This window comes from Arthrobacter sp. 01T414 (genome assembly GCF_056398965.1).
The window spans coordinates 342,376-365,267 of the sequence record NZ_JBFTQK010000003.1 but is presented as its reverse complement, the minus strand read 5'-3'; the positions used below and the strand labels follow the sequence as shown (position 1 = coordinate 365,267).

At 68.6% G+C, this 22,892-nt stretch carries 18 protein-coding genes; 5 read left to right on the top strand and 13 right to left on the bottom strand.

What is annotated here, in order from left to right; translation table 11 throughout:
- Nucleotides 1-17: 17 nt before the first annotated feature.
- The 6 genes from AC1DK9_RS10080 to AC1DK9_RS10055 form a co-directional block, all read right to left on the bottom strand.
- Entirely contained in the window at nucleotides 18-1,748 is a 1,731-nt protein-coding gene (locus AC1DK9_RS10080; protein ID WP_476915837.1) for a putative bifunctional diguanylate cyclase/phosphodiesterase, read from the bottom strand.
- A 225-nt stretch (nucleotides 1,749-1,973) separates the two neighbouring features.
- Nucleotides 1,974-3,392, bottom strand: a complete 1,419-nt coding sequence (locus tag AC1DK9_RS10075) for a UDP-glucose dehydrogenase family protein (protein WP_476915822.1) — start codon at nucleotides 3,390-3,392, stop codon at nucleotides 1,974-1,976.
- Nucleotides 3,389-4,570, bottom strand: a complete 1,182-nt coding sequence (locus AC1DK9_RS10070; RefSeq protein ID WP_476861887.1) for a glycosyltransferase family 4 protein — start codon at nucleotides 4,568-4,570, stop codon at nucleotides 3,389-3,391. The genes AC1DK9_RS10075 and AC1DK9_RS10070 overlap by 4 nt, the downstream gene beginning before the upstream one ends.
- A 393-nt stretch (nucleotides 4,571-4,963) precedes the next feature.
- Nucleotides 4,964-5,203 carry a hypothetical protein gene (locus AC1DK9_RS10065; protein ID WP_476861886.1) on the bottom strand — a complete coding sequence of 80 codons (240 nt, stop codon included), beginning with the start codon at nucleotides 5,201-5,203 and terminating at the stop codon, nucleotides 4,964-4,966.
- Nucleotides 5,196-6,644, bottom strand: coding sequence for a flotillin family protein (locus tag AC1DK9_RS10060; RefSeq protein WP_476915821.1), 1,449 nt, complete (start codon nucleotides 6,642-6,644; stop codon nucleotides 5,196-5,198). The genes AC1DK9_RS10065 and AC1DK9_RS10060 overlap by 8 nt, the downstream gene beginning before the upstream one ends.
- Before the next feature lie 202 nt (nucleotides 6,645-6,846).
- Nucleotides 6,847-7,314: a DUF4383 domain-containing protein gene (locus AC1DK9_RS10055; RefSeq protein WP_476861884.1), complete on the bottom strand. Its 468-nt coding sequence runs from the start codon at nucleotides 7,312-7,314 to the stop codon at nucleotides 6,847-6,849.
- A gap of 200 nt (nucleotides 7,315-7,514) precedes the next feature.
- Between AC1DK9_RS10055 and AC1DK9_RS10050 the strand changes: the two genes are divergently transcribed.
- Nucleotides 7,515-8,837 (top strand): cell division protein PerM, encoded by a 1,323-nt coding sequence (locus AC1DK9_RS10050; protein WP_476915820.1) that lies wholly within the window; start codon nucleotides 7,515-7,517, stop codon nucleotides 8,835-8,837.
- A gap of 30 nt (nucleotides 8,838-8,867) precedes the next feature.
- On the opposite strand, the gene AC1DK9_RS10045 is transcribed toward AC1DK9_RS10050, so the two are convergent.
- Nucleotides 8,868-9,299 carry a hypothetical protein gene (locus AC1DK9_RS10045; RefSeq protein WP_476915819.1) on the bottom strand — a complete coding sequence of 144 codons (432 nt, stop codon included), beginning with the start codon at nucleotides 9,297-9,299 and terminating at the stop codon, nucleotides 8,868-8,870.
- 39 nt (nucleotides 9,300-9,338) lie between these two features.
- Here AC1DK9_RS10045 and purN point away from each other — a divergent pair, with 39 nt between their 5' ends.
- On the top strand, nucleotides 9,339-9,920 hold the full coding sequence (gene purN / locus AC1DK9_RS10040) for a phosphoribosylglycinamide formyltransferase (protein ID WP_476915818.1): 582 nt from the start codon (nucleotides 9,339-9,341) through the stop codon (nucleotides 9,918-9,920).
- 195 nt (nucleotides 9,921-10,115) lie between these two features.
- On the top strand, nucleotides 10,116-11,030 hold the full coding sequence (locus AC1DK9_RS10035) for a hypothetical protein (RefSeq protein WP_476915817.1): 915 nt from the start codon (nucleotides 10,116-10,118) through the stop codon (nucleotides 11,028-11,030).
- 168 nt (nucleotides 11,031-11,198) lie between these two features.
- Here AC1DK9_RS10035 and AC1DK9_RS10030 read toward each other — a convergent pair whose 3' ends face one another.
- On the bottom strand, nucleotides 11,199-12,551 hold the full coding sequence (locus AC1DK9_RS10030; RefSeq protein ID WP_476915816.1) for an MFS transporter: 1,353 nt from the start codon (nucleotides 12,549-12,551) through the stop codon (nucleotides 11,199-11,201).
- Between the two features lie 162 nt (nucleotides 12,552-12,713).
- Between AC1DK9_RS10030 and purH the strand changes: the two genes are divergently transcribed.
- Nucleotides 12,714-14,414, top strand: coding sequence for a bifunctional phosphoribosylaminoimidazolecarboxamide formyltransferase/IMP cyclohydrolase (purH, locus tag AC1DK9_RS10025; RefSeq protein WP_476915815.1), 1,701 nt, complete (start codon nucleotides 12,714-12,716; stop codon nucleotides 14,412-14,414).
- 506 nt (nucleotides 14,415-14,920) lie between these two features.
- Here purH and AC1DK9_RS10020 read toward each other — a convergent pair.
- Nucleotides 14,921-15,895: a trypsin-like serine peptidase gene (locus AC1DK9_RS10020; RefSeq protein ID WP_476915814.1), complete on the bottom strand. Its 975-nt coding sequence runs from the start codon at nucleotides 15,893-15,895 to the stop codon at nucleotides 14,921-14,923.
- Between the two features lie 269 nt (nucleotides 15,896-16,164).
- On the opposite strand from AC1DK9_RS10020, the gene AC1DK9_RS10015 reads away from it, so the two are divergent.
- Entirely contained in the window at nucleotides 16,165-18,384 is a 2,220-nt protein-coding gene (locus AC1DK9_RS10015; protein ID WP_476915813.1) for an NADP-dependent isocitrate dehydrogenase, read from the top strand.
- 117 nt (nucleotides 18,385-18,501) lie between these two features.
- On the opposite strand, the gene AC1DK9_RS10010 is transcribed toward AC1DK9_RS10015, so the two are convergent.
- From AC1DK9_RS10010 to AC1DK9_RS09995, 4 genes are all read right to left on the bottom strand, one after another.
- The gene (locus AC1DK9_RS10010) at nucleotides 18,502-19,104 is read right to left on the bottom strand and encodes an SRPBCC family protein (protein WP_476915812.1); all 603 of its coding nucleotides are present in this window, start codon (nucleotides 19,102-19,104) and stop codon (nucleotides 18,502-18,504) included.
- A 200-nt stretch (nucleotides 19,105-19,304) separates the two neighbouring features.
- Entirely contained in the window at nucleotides 19,305-19,814 is a 510-nt protein-coding gene (locus tag AC1DK9_RS10005; protein WP_476915811.1) for a mucin-associated surface protein, read from the bottom strand.
- Nucleotides 19,811-21,103: a serine/threonine-protein kinase gene (locus tag AC1DK9_RS10000; RefSeq protein ID WP_476861915.1), complete on the bottom strand. Its 1,293-nt coding sequence runs from the start codon at nucleotides 21,101-21,103 to the stop codon at nucleotides 19,811-19,813. The genes AC1DK9_RS10005 and AC1DK9_RS10000 overlap by 4 nt, the downstream gene beginning before the upstream one ends.
- Before the next feature lie 494 nt (nucleotides 21,104-21,597).
- Nucleotides 21,598-22,890, bottom strand: a complete 1,293-nt coding sequence (locus tag AC1DK9_RS09995; protein WP_476915810.1) for a hypothetical protein — start codon at nucleotides 22,888-22,890, stop codon at nucleotides 21,598-21,600.
- Nucleotides 22,891-22,892: the final 2 nt, after the last annotated feature.

The window sequence follows — 22,892 nt, the reverse complement described above, 5'->3', positions numbered from 1 at the left end:
GACCCAAATCACAGCACTTACTGTGTTTGGGCGGCAGTGTCGTGGCGCAACTCCGTGATGGTCCGGGCCGATGCCGAGAGCGCTGCCGCCAGGCTGGACGCCGGTTGGGGCCGGGAAAACAGGAAGCCCTGGAGCGAATCGCAGCCGCGCCGAATGAGGTATTCGGCCTGCTCCCGGGTCTCGACACCTTCGGCGGTGACGGTCAGGCCCAGGCCGTGGGCCATGTCGATCATGCAGTTCAGGATCGGAAGGTGGCCGGTGTCGCCGTGGATCATGGCGACGAAGGACTGGTCGATCTTCAGCGTGTCCACCGGAAGATCCTGCAGCCGGCCCAGCGAGGAGTAGCCGGTCCCGAAGTCATCCAGTGCCACCCGCACCCCGGCGCTGCGGAGCTGCACGAGCTGGCGCTGGACCTGGCAGTCGTCGTCGAAGAAGACACTCTCGGTGACCTCCACGACGAGCTGGTGCGGATCCACGCCGCAGGAGCCGGCGGTCGCGAACAGCAGTTCGGGGAAGTTGCCCTGTTGAAGCTGCACGCCGGAGACGTTGACGGCCAGGGATCGGGTGGGGTCCGCGGAAAGCCAAGGTCCCAGCTCGGTGCAGCCGCGCAGCAGGACCTCGGTGCCGATTTCGACGATCAGGCCGCTGCGCTCGGCGGTGGGGATGAACTGATGCGGCGGGACCAGGATGCCGTCGCGTTCCCAACGGGCCAGCGCCTCGACCTTGACCACGGTGCCCAGCCGGGAGGAGACGATCGGCTGGTAGTGCACCGCAATCTCCCCGTTGTCGACGGCGCTGCGCAGCCCGGCCTCGAGGTCGGTGCGCTCTAGCAGTGCGGTCATCATTTCCGGGCGGAAGCGCAGGTAGCGGTTCTTGCCGGCCGACTTGGCCGCGTACATGGCGATGTCGGCGCGGCGGAGCAGCTCGGAGGCGTCGATGGCGTCCTCGCTGATGGACGCCAGTCCCAGGCTGAGGCTGGGCCGCAGCATGGTCCCGTCAATCCAGACCGGCAGCTTGAGCGATTCGACGATCTTCGCCGCGGCCGCGTCGGCATCGAGCGATCCGACCAGCAGGACCACGAATTCGTCGCCGCCCAGGCGTGCTACAACGTCGCTGGGCCGGACGCAGGCCCGCAACCGGCGGCCCACCTCGATCAGCATCTGGTCGCCGGCGTGGTGGCCGTGGATGTCGTTGACTTCCTTGAAGTCGTCCAGGTCCAGGAGCAGGACGTCGACGGCGGTTCCGCAGGGGCCCGCGAGGGCGTGCGCCAGACGGTCGTTGAACAGCTGGCGGTTGGAGAGCCCGGTCAGCGGATCCTGGAAGGCGAGGGTCTTCAGCTGGCTGGCCTGCTGGGCGAGGTCCGCCATGGCCTGGTTGATCTGGTCCTGCGCGCGCCGGGCCGCGGTGACGTCGCGGAAGCTCCAGACCCGTCCCACCACCCGGTCTTCAACTTTTTGCGGGCGGGAATACCGTTCAAAGGTGCGTCCGTCGCGGAAGTGCAGCACGTCGTGGCTCTCGGCATCCGGGTCGGCGTAGAGGGCCGTGACTTTTGCGAGGAACTGTTCGGGGTCCGCCAGTTGGCCGAGGACGGAGCCCATCACGGATTCGTCGTCGCCGATGTCCACGAGTTCGCGGGGGATGCCCCACATCGAGAGGAACTGGTTGTTGACGGAGGAGATCCGGCCCTCGGCACTGACCACGAGGATGCCGTCCGCGGTGGATTCCAGCGTGGCTGAGAGCAGGGACATGGTTTCGCGGAGCCTGGCGTCCTCCTCGGTGCGCGCGGAAGTGCTCACGCGGCCGTAACCGGACACATTTGAGACCTGCCATGGTGCATTTTGAATCCTCCCCTCAGAAATCATAGGGGGCGATGCGCTGGCCGGACGCCACGGCGCCGTGTCCTGCGGGTTTCCTGCGGGTTTTCGGCGGTTCGCCGGCGCTGGGTGGGCTGCCGGTGCGCCAGCGGCAGGCGGTCAGTCGGCGGTGGCGAAGCCGCCGCGCGCGACGGCGTCCGCAGGGATCCCGGCATTGGCCTGGCCCAGCCCGCGCCCCAATCCCCGCACAGTCCAGCCGGCCTCGGTCCAAGCAGCGGCGTCGAGCGCGTTCCGGGCGTCCAGCACCGCCCGGCGTCGGACCAGTTTCCCGGCCCGCTCCGGCGACAGTGTGCGGTAGGCCTCCCATTCGGTGAGCAGGAGCACCAATTCCGCGCCGTCGAGGGCTTGTTCGAGAGAAGCCTCGAAGCGCAGCTGCGGGTAGCGCAGCCAAGCGTTGTTGATCGCAGCCGGATCGGTAACGGTGACGTGCGCCCCGGCGTCGGCCAGTTGTTGGGCCACATCCAGGGCCGGGGAGTCGCGGATGTCGTCGGTGTCCGGTTTGAAGGCAGCCCCCAGCACCGTCATGCGCCGGCCGCCCAGCTGGCCGCCGCAGAGTTCCCGGGCCGCCTCCACGGTGTGGGAGCGCTGGCCGCGGTTGATGCCGTCCACGGTGGCCATCCAGGCGTCCACCGAGTCCACGCCGAGCGCCGCAGCCTGCACCCGGAGCGAGCGGATGTCCTTGGGCAGGCAGCCGCCGCCAAAGCCGAGCCCTGCGTGCAGGTAGCGGCCACCGATCCGCGGGTCCAGTCCCATCGCCTCGCCCAGCTCCGTCACGTCCGCACCGGAAGCCTCGCAGAGCTGGGCCATCGCGTTGATGAAGCTCAGTTTGGTGGCCAGGTAGGCGTTCGACGCCGACTTGATCAGCTCCGCCGTCGCGAAGTTGCAGACGAGCCGGGGGATTCCGGCGCGCAGCAGCGGCCCGTACACCGCATCCAGGGCGGCAGTGACGGCCGCGCCGGCGCTGGCCGGGCCTGCGGCACCGTTCGCTCGCGTGGCGGTGCCCGCGCCGCCGGGGACGCCGTACACCAGCCGGTCCGGCACAAGGGAATCCTTGACCGCCGTGCCCTGGCGCAGGAACTCGGGGTTCCAGCCGAGGAGTACATCCGGGCGCCCGGCCAGCACACCGCGGAGCATGTCCACCGTTCCCACCGGGACAGTGGACTTGCCCACGACGGCGGCACCCTCCGCCAGGAAGGGGATCAGGGCTTCGACGGCGGAGACCAGGTAGCTGAGGTCGGCACCGTCGGACGTCTTGGACTGGGGTGTGCCGACGCAGAGGAAATGCAGCTCCGCGCCGGCGGCGTCGGCGAAGCGGGTGGAGAAGACGAGCCGGCCGTTGGCGCGGCCGTCGCGGAGGAGCTCGTCCAGCCCCGGTTCGAAAAAGGGGGCGGCGCCCCGGTCCAGCTGGGCCACCTTGGCGGCGTCGACGTCGATCCCCACGACGGTGTGTCCCATCGAGGCCAGGGTGGCGGCGTGCACGGCGCCGAGGTAGCCGCAGCCGATCACGGAAATCTTCACAGGGTTGCTCCTCTGGTGGTAGAACGGGGGCCGGTTGGCCTGGGGGCGCTCGAACGGGGGCCGGGTGAACCGGTCAGGACCGCTTGGTAGTGCTGCACCAGTTCCTCGCCCAGCGCATGCCAGGTCCGGCCCTGCACCGAGGAGTGGGCCGCGGTGGCGAAGGCGCGGCGTTTGGCGTCGTCGCCCGTCAGGTCGGCCACCCGGGACCGCAGCGCGGCGAGGTCGCCCGGTTCGTAGAGCCAGCCGGTCCGCGAATTCTCCACCAGGTCCAGCGGGCCGCCGCGGCCGGTGGCGACCACCGGGACGCCGGACGCCATGGCCTCCTGTATGGTCTGGCAGAAGGTCTCAAACTCGCCGGGGTGGACGAACAGGTCGAACGAGGCGACGGCACGGGCCAGGTCCTCGCCGCCGAGGAACCCCGTGAACACCGCCCGGGGGAGTGCAGCTGCCAGGGCCTCGCGCTGCGGGCCGTTGCCGACGATCACCAGCCGGGTGCCGGGGAGGTCCGCGAGTACGGCGAGATCCTCAACCTGTTTCTCGACCGCGAGGCGGCCGACGTAGCCGATGATGCGCTCGCCGCCCGGGGCCACCTTGGCCCGCCACGCGTCGTCGCGCTTCTCCGGGCTGAACCGCTGGGTGTCCACGCCGCGGCGCCACATTTCCACCCGCGGAATGCCGCGGCCGAGGAACTGGTTCAGGGCGAAGCTGGACGGGACCAGGGTGCGCGTGGCGAGCAGGTGGATCTGTTCCACCCGGTTCCAGGCCCAGTTTTCCAGGAACGGGACGCCGTAGCGGGCCGCGTAGCCGGGGACCTCGGTCTGATAGATGGCGACGCTGGGGATGCCCAGTTGATGCGCGGCCTGCGCCGCCCGCCAGCCGAGCACGAACGGTGAGGCGAGGTGGACGACGTCGGGGGCGTAGCCGGCAAGGATTCGCTTGACCCGGGCCACACCGCCCAACGCCACCCGTACGTTCGTGTAGCCGGCCAGCGGCATGGACGGGAGCCGGTGGACGCGCGCGCCGTGTACTTCGCGGGGGACGTCGGTGTCCTGCGTGGACGGCGCGATCACCAGCACCTCATCGCCGCGCTCCTGCAGGTGCTCCAGCACCCTCAGGATGGAGTGCGTAACCCCGTTTATCTGCGGCAGGAACGATTCGGCGACCAGTGCAATCCTCACGCCTCCACCGTGGCGGCGGCGGCTGACGCCGCGGGGTTACCGGTGTGGCCTGCGGGGGAAGAGTGGGTTAACAGGCGTGGACGGGTCCCGCCCCACCAAGGCCGCCTCTGATTCCCGCAGCCGGGTGAGCTCCAATTGCCGGAGATGGCCGCTAAGCCCACGTCAAAACGGCCGTCTCTGGCAAACGGACCGGAGTTTCCCGGCCACCGATCGTGCCGGCCGGCTTCGAGGGCCACGCTGCCCTGCTTCTTCACCGCGGTGAGCTCCATTTGCCGCAGATGGCCGCTAAGCCCGCCTTTAAGCGGCCGTCTCTGGCAAACGGCCGAGGTGATCGATTGGCCCGGACCTCACGGGCGTCCGGAGGACCCACAGGAGCCGGCGGCGCCAGCCGCGCTATCCGTGCCGCAGCACGTCCGGGAGTTCATCGACGTAAACCGTCTGCGGCGGCTCGAAGTAGATCACCAGCACCTCATCGCCCACGGCGAAGACGCTTTCCTTGTCGAACGGGTGGGCGTGGAAGGCGCTCGTCCCGCCCCGGAACGGCAGCATGACCTCCCCGATCGTGCCCGGGCCCACCCGCCCGGTGACCCGCCCGATCCGGCCAGTCAGGCTACGGTCGACATCCTTATGCATCCGGAGCTTTCGGCGGCTGCTTGGCTGCCTGCCGGCCGTCCTGCCGGCCGTCTTTCAATGCGGTCCGCAGCGCGGGGAGGTAGTCGCCGACCTGGGCCAGGATGCCACCGACCATCCGGTTGATGCCCTCCCCGCCGTTGAGGACGGTCATCTGCCCCACGTGCGCGAACGGCTCAGCGGCCGCCGCGACGATCGCGGGCATGTTCTCGGCCAGTTGTTGCGAGATGACGGCGTCCTGGTTCGTGCCCAGGGCCTCGCCGCGGGCCTTGATGCCGTCGGCTTCGGCGAGGGCTTTGGCCTTGATGGACGACGCCGCGGCGTCACCGCGGGCCTTCGTGGCGGCGGCTTCCGCTTCACCGGTGACGCGGGTGGCCCCGGCGGCGGCTGCGGCTGCCGTCGCGTTGGCCTGCGCCTGCAGCTCGGTGCGCCGGGCGTTGGCCTGCGCTTCGAGTTCGGTGCGGCGGGCCAGCGCCTCGGCCGCGCTGATGTCCGCGGATTTCTGCCCTTCCGCCTCGGTGCGCTTGGCGTAGGCCTTCGCGTCCGCGGGCTTGCGGATGGTGGTCTGGAGCTTTTGTTCCTCGCGGTCCGCTTCCAGCTTGGCGACTTCCGTTTCCTGCACCACCACTTGCTGCCGCGCCGTGGCCTCGGCCAGCGGGCCGGCCTGGGCGGCATTGGCCCTGGCCCGCTCGGCGTTGGCCTGGGCCTCCGACTGTTTGATCGCGGACAGGCTCTGCGCGTCGGCGATCTGCGCGGCCGCCTCCGCCTCGCGCTCCGCAGCCTCCCGGTTGCGGGTGGCCTCGGCGATGCGGGCTTCCATTTTCACCTGGGCGATGTGCGGCTTGGCGATGTTTTGAATGTAGCCGGTGGGGTCCTGCAGGTCCTTGATCTGGAGCGAATCCACCACCAGGCCGAGCTTTTCCATCTCCACACCGCTCGCGCTGCGGACCTGCGAGCCCAGCTTGTCGCGCTCGCGGATGATCTCCTCCACGGTCATGCTGCCGATGATGGAGCGCAGGTGTCCTTCGAAGACGTTGTAGACCTGGCTCTGCATCTTGGGCTGCTGGCCGAGGAACCGGCGCGCGGCGTTCGCGATGAACGGCGGTGCGTCGCCGATCTTGTAGATGACCACGCCTTCGACGATCACCTGGATGCCCTGGGAGGTCACGCAGGAGACCTTGAGTTCCGTCTCGTTGAGGGTCAGGGACAGTGTCCGCACGGTCTGCAGCCCGGGGAACACCAGCGCCCCCTTGCCGGTAACGATCTTGAAGTCCATGCCGTCCCTCGTCTCGAGGGTTCCACGGGTCAGGCCCGAGATGATCAGCGCTTCGTTTGGTTCGGCCACCTTCCACATCAGCTTCACCGCGATCCAGATGACGGCGACGACGACGAGTGCCCCGGCGAGGACCGCGAGGAACGGGATGAACGCTGAGAAGTCCGGCATGGAAACCCTTTCAAGTCGGTGGGTCAGGCCAGTCTGGGGTGCCGCCCTCGGATAAGTCCAGCATTTTGCGGAACGGCTTGGGCAAAAGGAAGCTGGTGCGGACTCCCCAGAAACGTCAGGCGCCCGCACCAGCAGGTAGTACGAATTTGTTGGATTACTGAGAATCGGTCCTCATTCGCGGCTCCCTTTTCCCGGCGTTCGACTACCGGGTTTGTGCGTCATCGGCCAGGTGCCTCGAAAGCAGCCAGCCGGCGCCAATCATTGCCACGCCCAGCACCATGTGTGTCCAGTTGTCCATGGTGTTGAACGCCAGGAAATTGGCCGCCGACCCCACGCCGACGATCAGCCCGTAAACGCCGAAGATGATGTACAGCAGGCCGAAGCCCATCAGGAAGTTCCGGGCTCCCATGCCGTTGCGGGACATGGTCAGGCCGGCGGCGCCGATGGCCAGCTGAACGACGTTCAGCAGCATGGACACCTGAAACAGGCCGAGGAACATGGCCCTGGAATCAGGTCCGAAGAACCTCAGTTCGCTGTACTGCGTGGTGATGCCGGGGATGAACCCCAGGACGCCCACGACAAGTAGGACAATACCCACACCCATGCCGACGTTTTGGACATCAGTCCGTCCGAAATGTACGCCGTGTGCATGTGGGGATGCGGTAGTCATTTTTGCCTCCAACCACTGATTGCGGACACTTAAAATTTTACGGCGGAGTAGCGGAAAAAGCGCCGCCGCAGGGCCAGGCGCGGTGGCCCGCGAAGCCACGGACGGCGCTGGTGGCCTGCCCATTCACAGCGCCTGAAATCCGGGGACAAGAGCCTGTCGGAACCCGGGGGAGGGCCCCGCACATGGCACCATGGAAGACGATGAAACTGCGCGCTGATCAGACCGGAAACCGTGGCCTCCCGATGCCTCTATGGCTGCAGGGGGCGCTGGAGTCCGCACAGGCCGCCGTGATTTCCGCACTGGTCGTGATCGCCCCCATCATTGCGGTCTGGGCCACCGCAGGATTCAGCGAAGGCGGCTTTGAATTCCTCGCCCGGCTGGCCGGCCAGGCCTGGCTGCTGATCCACGGGGTGCCCCTGCTGCTGGAGACCGTCGGCTCCGGCGCCGCCGGCCTGCCCGAATCCGGCACCTTGTCCCTCATCCCGCTGGGACTCACGCTCATCCCGTTCCTGCTCGCCTGGCGCGCCGGCCGGCGGCTCGCCCGGGCGGCCTACACGGACCAGCTCTGGCAGGCGCTGCTCGGTTCCTGGCTGATGTACGGCGCCTTCGGGTTCGCCACCGGCTTCGTCTGCCGCACCTCCGAAGTCGGTGTCAGCCTCTGGTCCGCGTCCATCGTCCCGCTGATCCCCTTCGCCCTCGGCATGGTGATCGGGGCCCGACGGGAAGCCGGCTCCTGGAGCCGGCTGATCGGCGTCGACGCCGTGGCCTGGCTCTCGCGCACCAGCCAGCATTCGCGCTGGGCCGGCTCCTACCTGGGCTCTGCCGTCAAGGCCGGTTTCGTGGCCGTGATGGCCAGCCTGACGATGGCCGCCGCCCTGCTCGCCGTGGACCTGATCATCCACTGGAACCTCATCATCGCCGTCTATGAGGCGCTCGACGCCGGCCCGGTAGGCGGTGCAGCACTCACCATCGCGCAGCTGGGCTACCTGCCCAACCTGGCCGTGTTCGCGCTGGCCTGGACTTCAGGTTCGGGGTTCGCCCTCGGCGTCGGATCGCAGGCCGGGCCGTTGGCGACCGCCGTCGGACCCCTGCCCTCCATCCCGGTGTTCGCCGCCCTGCCCGCGGGTGCGTTGGACTACGGCTTCGTGGCCCTCGTAGTGCCTGCCCTCGCCGGGCTCCTGGCCGGTTGGTGGTTCCTGCGCGAGGGCGAAAACCATTTCGACGAGTGGCTCTCCATCAAAGTGAAGGCGCGCTGGTTTACCGCCGCGGTTTCCACGCTCGTCCTGGGCGCCCTGGTGGGGGCCGTGGCGGGGCTCCTTGCCGCGGGACTGGCCTGGCTGGCACGCGGATCCGCAGGCATCGGCCGGCTCACGGACATCGGCCCGGACCCCCTCGCCATGGCGCTGTTCGTGGCAGCGGAGACCGGCGTCGGCGTCGTGATTGGCTATGCCGCCGGTCCGTGGCTGGAACGCCGGCAGAGGCTGAGCGAAGCGGAGCTGGAACCGGCCGCCGCAGCCGACTGAGCGGGCGTTTCCGGCCCTTGGGCCGTCGGCCTAGCGCAGCTGCGTGGGCAGCGACTTCTCCAGCTGCGTCCGGCACGCCGACGCGGCCTGCTGGGTCAGGGCGTGGCGGGCGCACTGCTGGTAGTCACGGATCTGGTTGAAGAACACCGCGGAGGCCAGCACCATCAGGACCATGACTGCGGACACCACCAAGCCGGAGATGGTGCCGAACAGCACCAGGCGGGACTCCTTCAGCTTCGTTGCACGCACGATCAGCGTGATGCCGAGCACCAAGGCAGCCGCGGTGAGAATCGCAGTGAGCCAGAGGTAGTTGACGTCCAGCTGGAAGACGAAGAACGCCCCGAGCACCGTGACGATGAACATCCGGAACAGGTTGTGCGTGCGGAGCAGCGAGGCCTTGGCCGCTTCGCTCCGGGGATTCTGTCCCCGCTCGGCTCCGCCGGGGTCCTGGGGGGAATTCATGTTTTCCAGCGTACGCGAATGGCCCCATAAGCTAAGTCAATGCGCATAGTTGTCCTCGTCTCAGGCACCGGCTCCAACCTCCAGGCAGTCATCGACGCCGTCACGGCCGGGGAGCTGGACGTGGAACTCGCCGCCGTCGGCGCGGACCGGCCCGGAACCTACGGGGTGGAGCGCTCCGCGGCCGCCGGAATCCCGACCTTCGTGGTGGATTTCAAGGCCTACCCGGACCGGGCCGCCTGGAACGCCGCACTGACCGAAGCCGTGGCTGCCTACCAGCCGGACGTCGTCGTGTCCTCCGGGTTCATGCGGATTGTCAGTGCCGACTTCATCGACGCCTTCGGCGGCAAATACCTCAACACCCACCCGGCCCTACTGCCGGCTTTCCCCGGCGCGCACGGTGTCCGCGATGCCCTGGCGTACGGCGTGAAGGTCACGGGCTGCACGGTGCACTGGGCCGACGCGGGCGTGGACACCGGCCCGATCATCGCCCAGGAGGCCGTGACCGTGGCAGACGACGACACCGAGGAGACCCTGCACGAGCGAATCAAGACGGTGGAGCGGCGCCTGCTGGTGTCGACACTGAAGTCCCTCGCGGCCAACTCCGCAACGTCCCCCAGCTGAGGCGTGGACGGTCCATTTTCGAAGGAGCGCGGCCCAGCCAAGTAGTCGGGTCCGCAAAAGCGAGTACCTCGCGCAAAAGTCGCGTAGTGACCAGCGAAAATCGAGTATCTCGCCGCCCGTAGGGGAGCAGTCCGGGGCCATAGTCTGGCGCAGTCTCATTCGTCTCATTCGTCTCATGCGTCCCGGGGGTCCATCGTGTCTCACTTCAGTTTTGCCAAAACCAGTCCCAAGGTACTCGGCCTGACCGCCGCCCTAGTCCTCGGAACCGGTGCCGTTTCCGCCGCCTACGCCGTCTCGGCCTCGTCCGGCACCGGAGAAATCAGCGGCTGTTACAACATCAACAACGGCGGTCAATTGCGGGTCCTTGCCCCGGGCGGATCGTGCGACACCAAGAAGGAAACCGCCATCTCCTGGAACATGCAGGGCATCCAGGGGCTGCAGGGCATCGCCGGCCCGCAAGGCATCCAGGGGCGTCAGGGTGAGAAGGGCGACACCGGTGACAAGGGCGACACTGGTGCGACCGGCGCCACCGGAGAAACCGGAACGACCGGCGCCCAGGGGGAGAAGGGCGACACGGGTGCAACCGGCGCCACCGGCGAAACCGGCGCCCAGGGCGAGAAGGGCGACACGGGTGCGACCGGCGCCACCGGCGAAACCGGCGCCCAGGGCGAGAAGGGCGACACGGGTGCGACCGGCGCCGCTGGTCCGCAGGGGGAGAAGGGCGATACCGGTGCAACCGGGGCCACGGGCGCTCAAGGGGAGAAGGGCGACACCGGCGCAACCGGTGCGACCGGCGCCCAGGGCGAAAAGGGCGCCTCCGGAGCCACCGGCCCCGTCGGGCCCGCCGGTGCCACCGGGGCAACCGGCGCCGTCGGGGCGGCGGCGTCCACTTCCGTGACGGTGGCTTCGGTCACCGGCTCAGGGCTCACCGTCCAGGCCTTCTGCCCGGCCGGCCGCGTCGCCGTCAGCGGCGGTTTCACGCTCAATAGCGGGAACGGCAACCAAGTGACCGGCAGCCAGCCGATCGTGACATCCGGCAAGCCCACCGGCTGGTCCGTTACCCAGTTGAAGGCCAACGACCTCTCGGTGTCCGTCACCTGCATCCAGTAGCGAACCCGCGGGATGCTCTCTCACTTATGGCGCTTTTGAGGTCCTCAAAGCAACCAGAAGTGAGAGAGCATCCCGGGCGGGCGAGTCGGCGAGTCGGCGAGTCCGGCGAGCATCCAGGGCGGCGACGGGAGTGGTCACGGGCGGGTCCGCCGGCAAGCCCCCGCAGGGTTACTCCAGGCGGCGCTGCTTGGTCTCCGGCGCGAAGAAGGCCATCCACAGCACCGAGACCAGCACCAGGCCGCCGGCCAGGGCGAACGACGTCGCCAGCCCCAGTTCCGGCCACAGGAATGCGGCGAAGACCAGCGGTCCGAAGCCTGCGCCGAGCCGGGAGAACGTCGATGCCCAGCCGAAGCCGGAGCCGCGGAGCTCGGTCGGGTAGAGCTCGGACACGTAGGCGTACAGCACTGGGATCGCCACCTGCACCACGAAGCCGAACACCAGCAGCCAGAACACGGCCGCCGTCGGGATGTCCACGACGACGGCGACGATCACCAGCAAGAGTGCCGACAGCGGGCCGGTGACGGCCAGGATCCATTTCCGGCCCGTCCGTTCCACCAGCAGCGCCGCGACCACCACGCCGAGCAGGCCGACGGCCGCCATCGAGGCCGTGGTGAGGAACGCCTTGTACTCCTCGAAACCCGCGCCGATCAGGATCCGCGGCATCCAGGTCAGCGACAGGTAGTAGACCAGCAGGATGCTGAAGAACAGGGCCCAGGCCGCCGTCGTGATCTTCCAGTTGAACTGCCAGAGCGCGCGGAGCTGGGTCCAGGCGCTGCCGGCGGAAAGCCGGGGAGCGTCCTGCGGTGCGGGCAGGCTGTACACGCGGGCCTCGGCGCCGGTGGCCGCAACCAGGTCATCGATCACCCTGGCGGCTTCCTCCCGGCGGCCCTTGCGGATCAGGAACAACGGCGACTCCGGGACGCTGCGGCGGATCCAGAACACCAGCAGCGCGGGCAGCACCATGACCAGCATGGTCAGCCGCCAGTCCGCGAAGGCGGCGACCAGTCCTGCCGAGACGAAGCCGCACAGCGCCGCGCCGATCGGCCACCAGCCGTCCATCGCGGTGAGGACCTTGCCGCGCTGTTTGCGGGGCGTGAACTCGCCCACCAGCGCGTAATCCACCGGGATGCAGCCGCCCAGGCCGAAGCCTGCCAGGAAACGGAACACCACGAACCAGCCGAAGTCGGGGGAGACGGCGCCCAGCACCGTGAAGATTGAGAAGATCAGCAGGGTGGCGGTGAAGGCCTTCTTGCGGCCGATCGTGTCCGCGATGGTGCCCCAGATGAACGCGCCCAGGGCCATGCCGATCAGGTTTGACGTGCCGATCCAGGCAGCGTCCGCCGGGGTCAGAGACCAGTGCTTGGACAGCAGCGGAATGAGGATGCCGTTGAGCGTCACGTCCCAGGCGTCGAACATAAAGCCCAGGCCGCCGATCAGGAAGATCCGGCCTTGGACCTTCCACCGCCACGGCAGTTCCTGGACCACCTGTTCGCCGCTGGGCACAGTGGTGTACGTATTCATTTCGGCCTCCTGGGAAAACTCTACGTCGCGGGGCGTGCCGGCGGGGAAGCTTCACACTCCGGCGCGCGGGCAGTCCCGGGGGGAGGCAGGGTGCGCCGACGCGATAAACTGGCCGCATCCCCACCACCCGCGGCCGCGCCGCGATATAAGACGGAGACTTTTGTGAGCTTTACGCAGCTTGAACGTGTATCCATCGACCGTGTTCCCATCCGCCGGGCCCTCATCTCGGTCTACGACAAGACCGGTCTGGAGGAACTCGCGCAGGGCCTGCATGCGGCCGGCGTGAAGATCGTCTCCACGGGCTCCACGGCCAAGAAGATCGCCGCCGCGGGCATCCCGGTGCAGGAAGTCGAGGAAGTCACCGGCTCCCCGGAAATGCTGGACGGCCGCGTCAAGACCCTGCACCCGCGCGTGCACGGCGGCATTCTGGCCGACCGCCGCGTCCCGGCCCACATGAAGACCCTCGAGGACATGCAGATCGAGCCGTTCGACCTGGTCGTCGTGAACCTCTACCCCTTCGTGGAGACCGTGAAGTCGGGCGCCGCGCAGGACGACGTCGTCGAGCAGATCGACATCGGAGGCCCCGCGATGGTGCGCTCAGCCGCGAAGAACCACGCCGCCGTCGCGATCGTCGTGGATCCCGCGTCCTACGGTTCCGTGGTGGAGGCCGCCTCCTCCGGCGGCTTTGACCTGAAGACCCGACGCCGGCTCGCCGCCAAGGCGTTCGCGCACACCGCCTCCTACGACGCCGCGGTGGCGACCTGGACCGCCAGCCAATTCCTCGACGAGGACGGCGACGGCGTCATCGACTGGCCCGCCTACGCCGGCCTGGCGCTGGAGCGCTCCGAGGTGCTCCGCTACGGCGAAAACCCGCACCAGCAGGCCGCCCTCTACGTGGACAAGGCCGCCCCGGCCGGCATCGCGCAGGCCGACCAGCTGCACGGCAAGGCGATGAGCTACAACAACTTCGTCGACGCCGACGCCGCCCTCCGCGCCGCGTTCGACTTCGCAGAGCCGGCCGTCGCCATCATCAAGCACGCAAACCCGTGCGGCGTGGCCGTGGGCTCCGCCGACGCCGCAGACCCGATCGCCGACGCGCACGCCAAGGCGCACGCCTGCGACCCGGTCTCCGCGTTTGGCGGCGTGATCGCGGCCAACCGCGCCGTCACCGCCGGCATGGCCCAGACCGTGGCGGGCATCTTCACCGAGGTCGTCATCGCGCCCGGATTCGAGGACGAGGCGGTTGAGATCCTGTCCAAGAAGAAGAACATCCGCCTCCTGACCCTGCCCGAGGGCTACGGCCGGTACCCGACCGAGTTCCGCCAGGTCTCCGGCGGCATGCTGGTCCAGGCCACGGACAAGGTCGACGCCGAGGGCGACAACCCGGCCAACTGGACCCTCGCCGCGGGGGAGGCCGCCGACGCCGACACCCTGGCGGACCTGGCCTTCGCGTGGACGGCGTGCCGCGCAGCCAAGTCCAACGCGATCCTGCTGGCCGCCGACGGTGCCGCAGTCGGCATCGGCATGGGCCAGGTCAACCGGCTCGACTCCTGCCGGCTCGCCGTCGAACGGGCCAACACGCTGGGCGTGAGCGTGGAGTCCGACAGTGCTGGTGGGGGCGATGCCCCCGGCGGGGCGTCGAACGCCTCGGACGCCTCCGGAGCGCCCGAGCGTGCCCGCGGCGCCGTCGCGGCGTCGGATGCGTTCTTCCCGTTCGCCGACGGCCTGCAGATCCTGATCGACGCCGGTGTCCGAGCCGTCGTGCAGCCTGGCGGCTCCGTCCGGGACGAGGAAGTCATCGCCGCAGCAAACGCCGCCGGAATCACGATGTACTTCACCGGCGCCCGGCACTTCTTCCACTAGGGACTTGCCCGGCGTCTGACGCCAGGAAAGGACATGCCCTCCCTTTGCGGGAGGGCATGTCCTTTTGTGTGTGGGGGGCTTGGTGTGATGGCGGGTGCCTCGGGCTGCGGAGCGGAGTCCCCGAGGGACATGCCCATCCTTCGCACCAACCACTGGGCATGAGTTCCAAGGCTGACGGACATGCTCATCCTTCGTAGCCAGGAGTGGGCATATGGGGATCATGTCCACTGGCCAGCCCGAGCGGTGGGCATGTCCACTCAGGGCCCCGGGACCTGGCCACGAAGTCCCGACGGACATGCCCATTCTTCGCACCCAGGGATGGCATATTCGGATTATGTCCACCGGCCGGCCCGAGCGATGGGCATGTCCGATGGGAGGGGCAGGCGCCCGAACCGGCACACAGCAACGCGGGGTCACTTGCCGCCCTGTCGAGGGGGTGGGTGGCAAGTGACCCCGCGTTGCCCTGCTCCTTTCCAGGGTGGGGTTTCGTCGGGGAATGGGCTTTCTTAGGAAGCGGCGGCGGTGCTGTAGGCCTGCTGGATGACCGAGCCCCAGTACGGGCCGTACATCACGGTGGAGCGGGTGCCGTAGCCGTAGCTGTTGATGGAGTTCTGGTAGCCGGAGGAGCTGGTGCCGATGAACCAGGGGCCGCCGGACGAACCGCCGGTCATGTCGCAGGGGATGCCCTGGGCGTTGAACTGGGGATTGTTGGGATCATCCGAGGCCGGGCCGGTGCAGCTCACCAGCGACTGGCCGTCAAACGGCGACGCGGCAGGGTAGCCGTACGACTTGTAGGTGAGGCCGCGTGCGGCGTTGAACTGGACGCCGGAGGCGCCGACGACGTCGGACAGGTTCTGCCCGTTCAACGGGGACACGACGGCGAACCCGGTGTCGTACTGCATGTCACCAGCCGAGCTCCACTGCGTCGTGGTGTAGAGCGCTTTGGCGGCCCACTTGCCGTAGGGCGCGGCGCCGTTGAGGTAGGCGGGAACGAAGACGAAGTTGGTGGCGAAGGCGCCCGGGCCCTCATTGACGCAGTGCCCGGCGGTGGAGACGGTGCTCTTATTGGTGGAGGTCACCGAGTTGCCGGAGCAGACGTAGTTGCTGCCGCCCATCGTGAAGAACACCTTGCCGATGTTGGCGATCGGCGACTCGTTGGCATGCAGCGTGGACTTGCCCTTGGCGGCCTTGCCCGAGATCTGCGTGCTCTGGCCCTTCTCCACGGTGGCGGCCGGGGACTTGTTGCCGCGGGCCAGGGCCTTGTCCGCGAGGATGTCGCCCGGGATAGCGGACTTCATGCGCTCGGGCGTCCAGTAGTCGGCGGCCTTCGAACCGTCAACGGACTGGCTGGTCACCTGCGGGGCCTTCTTGTCCTGCGCCGAGGCGGGCGACGCGGTGGCCGCGCCGGCCGCGGAGACGGCCAGGAGGGCCGCGGCGGAAAGGGTGAGCAGGCTGGTGGCCAGAGTCTTGGGTGTTCTCATGGGTGTCCTAACCGGGAGGAATGCGGAACGGCCTGCCGTGACGGGCCGCTGTGATGGGTTAGAAGCTACGTCAACTTGACGAACATGTAAAGAACTTTGTCAACAACTGTCACAGCAGAATCGCGCCGGGTCATGGCAGTCTCCCGCGTCACAGGCCCCTCCCGGCCGTCCCGGATGGGCGCCGAGGCGGCCACCTCGGGTAAGTTAGAGCCGTTGAGATAACACAAGATTTCCGGATATCCGCAGACTTTCAGGGAGACGCCCGAGCAATGGCCAAGATTATCTATACCCACACCGACGAAGCGCCGATGCTGGCTACCTATTCGTTCTTGCCGATTGTCGAGGCATTCGCGTCGACGGCCGGTGTGGAAGTGGAGACCCGCGACATTTCGCTAGCCGGCCGCATCATCGCCGTGTTCGGCGATTACCTCACCGAAGAGCAGCGCGTCAGCGACGCCCTGGCCGAGCTGGGCGAGCTCGCCAAGAAGCCCGAGGCCAACATCATCAAGCTGCCCAACATCAGCGCTTCCGTGCCGCAGCTGAAGGCCGCCATCGCCGAGCTCCAGGGCCAGGGCTACGCCCTTCCGGACTACCCGGACAACCCGGCCTCGGACGAGGAGACGGACATCCGCTCCCGCTACGACAAGATCAAGGGCTCCGCCGTGAACCCGGTGCTCCGCGAAGGCAACTCCGACCGCCGCGCCCCGCTCTCGGTCAAGAACTACGCGCGCAAGAACCCGCACAGCATGGGTGCCTGGACGCCGGAGTCCAAGACCAACGTCGCCCACATGGATGCCGATGACTTCCGCTCCAACGAGAAGTCCGTAGTCATCGAGGCGGACACCAACCTCAAGATCCAGCTGGTCAAGGAAGACGGCACGGTCAAGGTCCTCAAGCGCGCGTTCCCCGTGCTGGCCGGCGAGGTCATCGACGGCACCGTCATGCGTGCCGCCGCACTCGACGAGTTCCTGAAGGCCCAGGTTGCCCGCGCCAAGGAAGAAGGCGTGCTCTTCTCCGCGCACCTGAAGGCCACCATGATGAAGGTCTCCGACCCGATCATCTTCGGCCACGTCGTCAAGGCCTACTTCTCCGATCTCTTCGCCAGCTACGGCGAGCAGATCGCCGCCGCCGGCCTGAGCCCGAACAACGGCCTCGCCTCCATCCTCAACGGTCTCGAGGACCTCCCCGAGGAAATCCGCGGCGACGTCGAAGCCGCCATCCAGAAGGGGCTCAACGACGGCCCCGAGCTGGCCATGGTCGATTCGGACAAGGGCATCACCAACCTGCACGTGCCCTCCGACGTGATCGTCGACGCCTCGATGCCGGCCATGATCCGCAGCTCCGGCCACATGTGGGGCCGCGATGGCCAGGAGGCAGACACCCTCGCCGTCCTGCCCGACAGCAGCTACGCCGGCATCTACCAGGTCGTCATCGACGACTGCCGCGCCAACGGCGCCTTCGACCCGACCACCATGGGTACGGTCCCGAACGTCGGCCTGATGGCCCAGGCCGCCGAGGAATACGGCAGCCACGACAAGACCTTCGAGATCCAGTCCGCCGGCACCGTCCAGGTGGTCGATGACGCCGGCACCGTACTGATCGAACACCAGGTTTCCCCCGGTGACATCTGGCGCGCCTGCCAGACCAAGGACGTGCCGATCCGCGACTGGGTCAAGCTGGCCGTCACCCGCGCCCGCGCCTCCGCCACCCCGGCCGTCTTCTGGCTGGACAAGACCCGCGCGCACGACTCTCGGATGATCGCCAAGGTTGAGGAATACCTCAAGGACCATGACACCGAGGGCCTGCAGCTTGAGATCATGTCCCCGGAGGAGGCCACCGCCTTCACCCTGGAGCGGATCCGCAAGGGCGAGGACACCATCTCGGTGACCGGCAACGTGCTCCGCGACTACCTCACGGACCTGTTCCCGATCCTTGAGCTCGGCACCAGCGCCAAGATGCTCTCGATCGTCCCGCTGATCAACGGCGGCGGCCTGTTCGAGACCGGCGCCGGCGGCTCCGCCCCGAAGCACGTCCAGCAGCTGCTCAAGGAAAACCACCTGCGCTGGGACAGCCTGGGTGAATTCCTGGCCCTCGCGGTGAGCTTCGAGCACCTCGCCACCTCCACGGGCAACGCCCGCGCCCAGGTCCTCGCGGACACCCTGGACCGCGCCACCGGCACGTTCCTGCTGGAGAACAAGTCGCCCAAGCGCAAGGCCGGCGAGCTGGACAACCGCGGCAGCCACTTCTACCTGGCCAAGTTCTGGGCCGACGAACTGGCGCGCCAGAGCGAGGACGCCGAGCTTGCCGCGGCCTTCGCGGCCGTCTCCGACGCACTGGCCTCCAACGAAGAGACCATCGTCGGCGAATTGCTTTCGGTTCAGGGCTCCCCGGTGGACATCGGCGGTTACTACCGCCCGGACGAGGCGAAGGCCTCCGCGGTGATGCGCCCCTCGGCCAAGTTCAGCGAAGTGCTGTCCCTGCTGGGCTAGTCCGCACAACGCAAACGGCGCACCGGGAGATCCCGGTGCGCCGTTTGCGTTTAAGTGCCGCCGGGCGACGACGGCGGTGCGGCCGCCGTCGTCGTCGTGTGGCGGCCGGGGCGCCGCCTAGCGGTCGGAACTCCGGCGGTCCGCGCCCGCCTCGCTGGCCGGTTCGGTGGCCAGGTCCGGGTCCGCATCCAGCGGCGCGCCGGTCCCGATGACGTCGTACTCCGGATCGGTCACCGGAGTCAGGCCGCCGGCCAGCCCGTCCCGTTCCCCGCTGTTGACCCGCTCGCGCCACGCGCCGGTCTCGAAGTCGCGGTTTTCAATGAACTTTTTGAACCGCTGCAGGTCTGCCCCCACCTGCCGGGAGTCCAGGCCGACGGCTGCGCCGATCTTCTCGGTTGCTGTGTCGGGCTCCCAGCTGAGTTCGACGTCGACCCTGGTTTCAGCGGGTCCGAGCTCCGCGAAGCGCACGGTTCCCGCATTGCGGGGACTGTCCAGGCTTTCCCACGACACTTGCCGGTCCGGCTCCTGGCTGGTGATCCGGGCGTCGTATTCGCGCTTCACTCCGCCGATGCTGGTCTGGAAGTGGACGGTGGTGTCATCAAGCTGCTGGACGGCGTCGACGCCGCTCATGAACTGCGGAAAGTCCTCGAACTGGGTCCACTGGTTGTAGGCCTGGCTCAAGGGGACATTCACATCGATGGATTCCTGGACTGTTGCCATGCTTGCTTTCACTCCTTCGGCTGGCCGCGGCCTGCGCGTGGATTACGGGACGGATACAAGGTTCTAACAAGGCGCAACGCTCTAGCAAGGATCTGCAACCGCCCGGATGCCGGTCCGGGCGTCTCCAGGCCCGTTTCAGGCCTGACTGACCAAGCTAGCCGGATCCGGCCGATAGTGAAAGTCCGGGGGGAGGGGCGCCGTCAGTGGTCGCCCTTGCCCCTCTTCTTGGGTTTGGCTTTCTCTACGGGGGCGGGGGCCGCGGGGGCCGGCACCATGGCGGCGGCCTTCGCTGCTGCGGCCGCCGCGGCTTTGTCGGCTGCAGCCTTGGCCGCTGCCTTGGCCGCTGCTTTTTTCGCCGCTGCGTCCCGGGCCGCCTTCGCCGCTGCCGCCTGCTTGGCCGTGAGATCGGCGCGGACGGCATTGATGGCCGTCATGATGCTCTGGTGGCGTTTGAAGGACACATGTCCGTCCGCTGCAGCCGCGTCAAGCCGGGCAACGAGTTCGTCCAGCTGTTTCAGCGCGCCGGCGGTGTCCTCGGCGGCTGCAGCCTTGGTTACGGAAAGGACCTGGGACTGGAGCTGGCCGGCAGCGTCGCCGTCCAGTTCGGGCGTCGCACCCGCGCAGCCGGAGAGCGAGCCGGCGATCAAGGCGGCCGTGATCAAGGGACCGGCGACGGTTCTCTGCCAACGGCGGGGGCTTTTGGGGATCATGGTTCCACGCTCTTCTGCAGTTGCTTCAGGTGCTCGCCCAAGTCGCCCGGGACGGCCGGATAAGGCACCACCGCAGGCGGTGCCGGAATAGCGAGGGACACTGCGACGGCGACTAGGGCCAGGAGCGCCACCAGGGCCAGGACGACGGCGACCTTTGTGCGGCGTCGGGCCTGACGGAAACGTGCCAGCGGGCGCGCCACAAAGGCCTGCCTGCCGGCCCGGCGCGCCGGGGCGTCCGCCGGGGTCAACGCCTGCTGCCGACGGGTTGCGGGGACGCCGCGCGGGGCCAGCCCGGCCGGGTCCTGCGCTGTGTTGTGGACGGAGTTCTGTGCCGTGTCAGGAGCGGAATCCAGCAGGTCCGTCGCCGAGCGCGGAGGCCTGGCCGGCGGTGCGGGCAGCACCCTGGTCCGCTCTTCAGCCAGTACGCCCGGCAACGAGTCAGGGGAGACCAGGGCCTGGCGCAGGGCAGCCTCCAGTTCTGCAGCCCCGGGGCGGTCCATGGGGTCCAGGGCGGTCATGGCCCTGATCAGCTGGGCCCATTCGGCCGGTACACCGTCAGGTATAACGGGGGCGCGGTGCAACCGGGCTACCGCCGACTCGACGGCGCTTCCCGGATATTCCACAGAGCCCTTGATGCACTCCAGCAGGACCAGGCCCAGCGAGTAGATGTCGCTGGCCGGCCCCATGTCGGCGCCGCGGGCCTGCTCCGGGCTCAGGTAGGCGGCGGTGCCCACCATCGTTCCCGTGGCGGTGAGCCTGGTCCCGTCGACAATGCGGGCGATCCCGAAATCGGTCAGTTTCGGCCGCAACGGCTCGCCGGGCCGGACCTGCACCAGGAGGATGTTGGCCGGCTTGATGTCGCGGTGGATGATTCCGAGGGAGTGGACGTAGGCGAGGGCGTCCGCGAGTCCTGCGCCGATCACGGCCAGTTCGTCGAAAGGCACGGAGCTGTGCCGGATGCGGCTCCGGAGGTCCTGGCCTTCGACCAACTCCATGGTCAGGAACGGCCGGGGCTCGTCCGGGATTCTGGTGTCCGTGCCGGCGTCGAAGAGTGTTACGAGGCTCGGGTGGTTGAGTGTGGCGAGGAGTTCGATCTCTGCCTGCTGGCGCTTGAGCTCATCGGCGTCCGCGGATTGCGGAGCGAAAAGCTTGAGCGCAACCTCCCGGCCCAGGTTCTCGTCGCGGGCGGAGTACACGGATGCCATGCCGCCCCGGCCGATGACTTCGCCCAGACGGTAGCGGCCGCTCAGAATCTCGGTCGTGACCTCACTGGGTAAAGCGTCCACGATGTTCCCGTCTTTCGTCCTGGCGCCGCGGTGGCGTCCCTAAAGAATAATACGGGTGCGGGTATCGGGTTCCGGCACGGGGCTAATCGCTCAGCAGTCGTCTGTCGTGGCGCACCAACCTTTCAGGCGGAGGTAAGGGGTGCCGCCGGAGCCTGCGAGGCCGTTGAATCCCCCAGCGGACCCAACGACTTCGCTCCGGCGGCAACAGACCTGGACGGGAGCGGCCACAGCTTACGGTGGCCGTCCCGCGGGCGGCGCTTGGACCGGAACAGGGCGCAGCAGCCGGCTTGGGCATTGCCGCAGGGAAATGCAGCGTGACGGGACCGGGGCGGACGCGGAGTGCGCTGAGACGGCGCGACTAGGCGAAACGTTGGGGCCGGGTACCCGGTCGCGGACGGTGGTGTCCATGGGGAAATCTCCTGAATGACTGGTGGCGGGCGCACGAAGCAACCCAAAGGACCGTGCTCTGCGCAGGAAAATGGCAGAGGACGGCCCTACTAGTCAGGAGAAGACCCGGGATCGGCGGCGACAGCAGGATGGACGTGCTGCAGCGGGCCGCTGATGGGGTCGGTGCCCGTTGGGGGGACGAGGAAGAATGCGTTCGGCGTCCAGGCGGCGGTGCCGGAAGGCGCACTGGACGTGGAACCGCTGCCGGATCCAGATCCGGGGGTCGGGGGGAGGGCAACGGGGGCCGGCAGCCCGGTATCACCGCCGTGGGGGCGTGGCGCGCCGTTGCCGCCGCTGGGCGCCGTGGGTGCGCCTTCGCCGGTCGACCGGGGCGCGGCAGGAGTGCGGCTCCCTGGGGCCAGGACCCCCGGCAGGCTCCCGTGCCACTGGGCTTGGGGCAGTGCCAGAAGCGGTGCGTAGCCGGAGTTGGCCGACACGTAGCCGGCGTCGGCACTGACGCGGGGCGCAGGGGCCGTGGTGCCCGGACCTGCGGCCAGCGCAGGGCTGCCCGCGGTGGGCGCTGCCGGTACGGACTTCACCGGGCGGACACTCGGTGCCGCCGCAGGGATAACTTGCGCCGGGCCGGCCGCCGGACCCGGGACCGGGGGCACCACTACAGGCGTTGCCGGCGGCGTACCGGGAGCTGGCTGCCCCGCGGGCGCCGAAGGATCAGGAGCGGGCTGGATGACCGGCAGGGAGCCGGTGCCCGTGTCCGGATTGCTGACCGGAACCTCCGGGTCAACGGCCGGCGGCACCGGGTTGGGGGCGGGGCTGGGAGAAGGGCTGGGGGCTGGTGCGGGCGAGGGGTCTGTTGGCGGGACGGGGGCCGTCTCAGTGACCGGCGGGACGGGGGCCGTCTCAGTGACCGGCGGAACGGTCGCCGGCTCGGTGACCGGCGTGACCGACACAACTTCAGTCAGCGGCGGGACCGGGGATTCGATGAGTTGCGGGGCCGGTTCCGTTGCGACCGGCACCGGGTCGGGGGCCAGGTCTGCGACGGCTGCCGACGTGACTGGGACTGGAGCCGGGGCGGGGGCCGGAGCCGTGACTGGGACTGGAGCCGGGGCTGGAGCCGGAGCCGGGGCTGGGGCCGGAGCCGGGGCCGGGGCCGGGGCCGGGGCCGGGGCCGGGGAACTGGGGGAGATCGGGTCATCGGCCTTCGGCAGTTGGATCATGGTCGCGATAGCCGAATTGGGGGCGAATGAAACGGCGCTGGAAATCCTGGGTTCGTCGGCATTGGCCGTGGCCGAGGTGAGCGCCAGCCAGGTCAGCCCGGCTCCCAAAGCCAGCAGCCCACGCTGTAGGAAGCGGAGCGCACGGGGCTGGCTGGTTGCAGGCGCCATGC

What these genes read in the sequence shown, in the direction of transcription:
- AC1DK9_RS10045 (WP_476915819.1), bottom strand. Translation starts at nt 9,299, where the DNA reads ATGAATTCCCCCCAGGACCCCGGCGGAGCCGAGCGGGGACAGAATCCC.
- purN (WP_476915818.1), top strand. Translation starts at nt 9,339, where the DNA reads ATGCGCATAGTTGTCCTCGTCTCAGGCACCGGCTCCAACCTCCAGGCA.
- AC1DK9_RS10010 (WP_476915812.1), bottom strand. Translation starts at nt 19,104, where the DNA reads ATGGCAACAGTCCAGGAATCCATCGATGTGAATGTCCCCTTGAGCCAG.
- AC1DK9_RS09995 (WP_476915810.1), bottom strand. Translation starts at nt 22,890, where the DNA reads ATGGCGCCTGCAACCAGCCAGCCCCGTGCGCTCCGCTTCCTACAGCGT.
- AC1DK9_RS10030 (WP_476915816.1), bottom strand. Translation starts at nt 12,551, where the DNA reads ATGAATACGTACACCACTGTGCCCAGCGGCGAACAGGTGGTCCAGGAA.
- AC1DK9_RS10015 (WP_476915813.1), top strand. Translation starts at nt 16,165, where the DNA reads ATGGCCAAGATTATCTATACCCACACCGACGAAGCGCCGATGCTGGCT.
- AC1DK9_RS10055 (WP_476861884.1), bottom strand. Translation starts at nt 7,314, where the DNA reads ATGACTACCGCATCCCCACATGCACACGGCGTACATTTCGGACGGACT.
- AC1DK9_RS10050 (WP_476915820.1), top strand. Translation starts at nt 7,515, where the DNA reads ATGAAACTGCGCGCTGATCAGACCGGAAACCGTGGCCTCCCGATGCCT.
- AC1DK9_RS10065 (WP_476861886.1), bottom strand. Translation starts at nt 5,203, where the DNA reads ATGCATAAGGATGTCGACCGTAGCCTGACTGGCCGGATCGGGCGGGTC.
- AC1DK9_RS10060 (WP_476915821.1), bottom strand. Translation starts at nt 6,644, where the DNA reads ATGCCGGACTTCTCAGCGTTCATCCCGTTCCTCGCGGTCCTCGCCGGG.
- AC1DK9_RS10020 (WP_476915814.1), bottom strand. Translation starts at nt 15,895, where the DNA reads ATGAGAACACCCAAGACTCTGGCCACCAGCCTGCTCACCCTTTCCGCC.
- AC1DK9_RS10080 (WP_476915837.1), bottom strand. Translation starts at nt 1,748, where the DNA reads ATGTCCCTGCTCTCAGCCACGCTGGAATCCACCGCGGACGGCATCCTC.
- AC1DK9_RS10005 (WP_476915811.1), bottom strand. Translation starts at nt 19,814, where the DNA reads ATGATCCCCAAAAGCCCCCGCCGTTGGCAGAGAACCGTCGCCGGTCCC.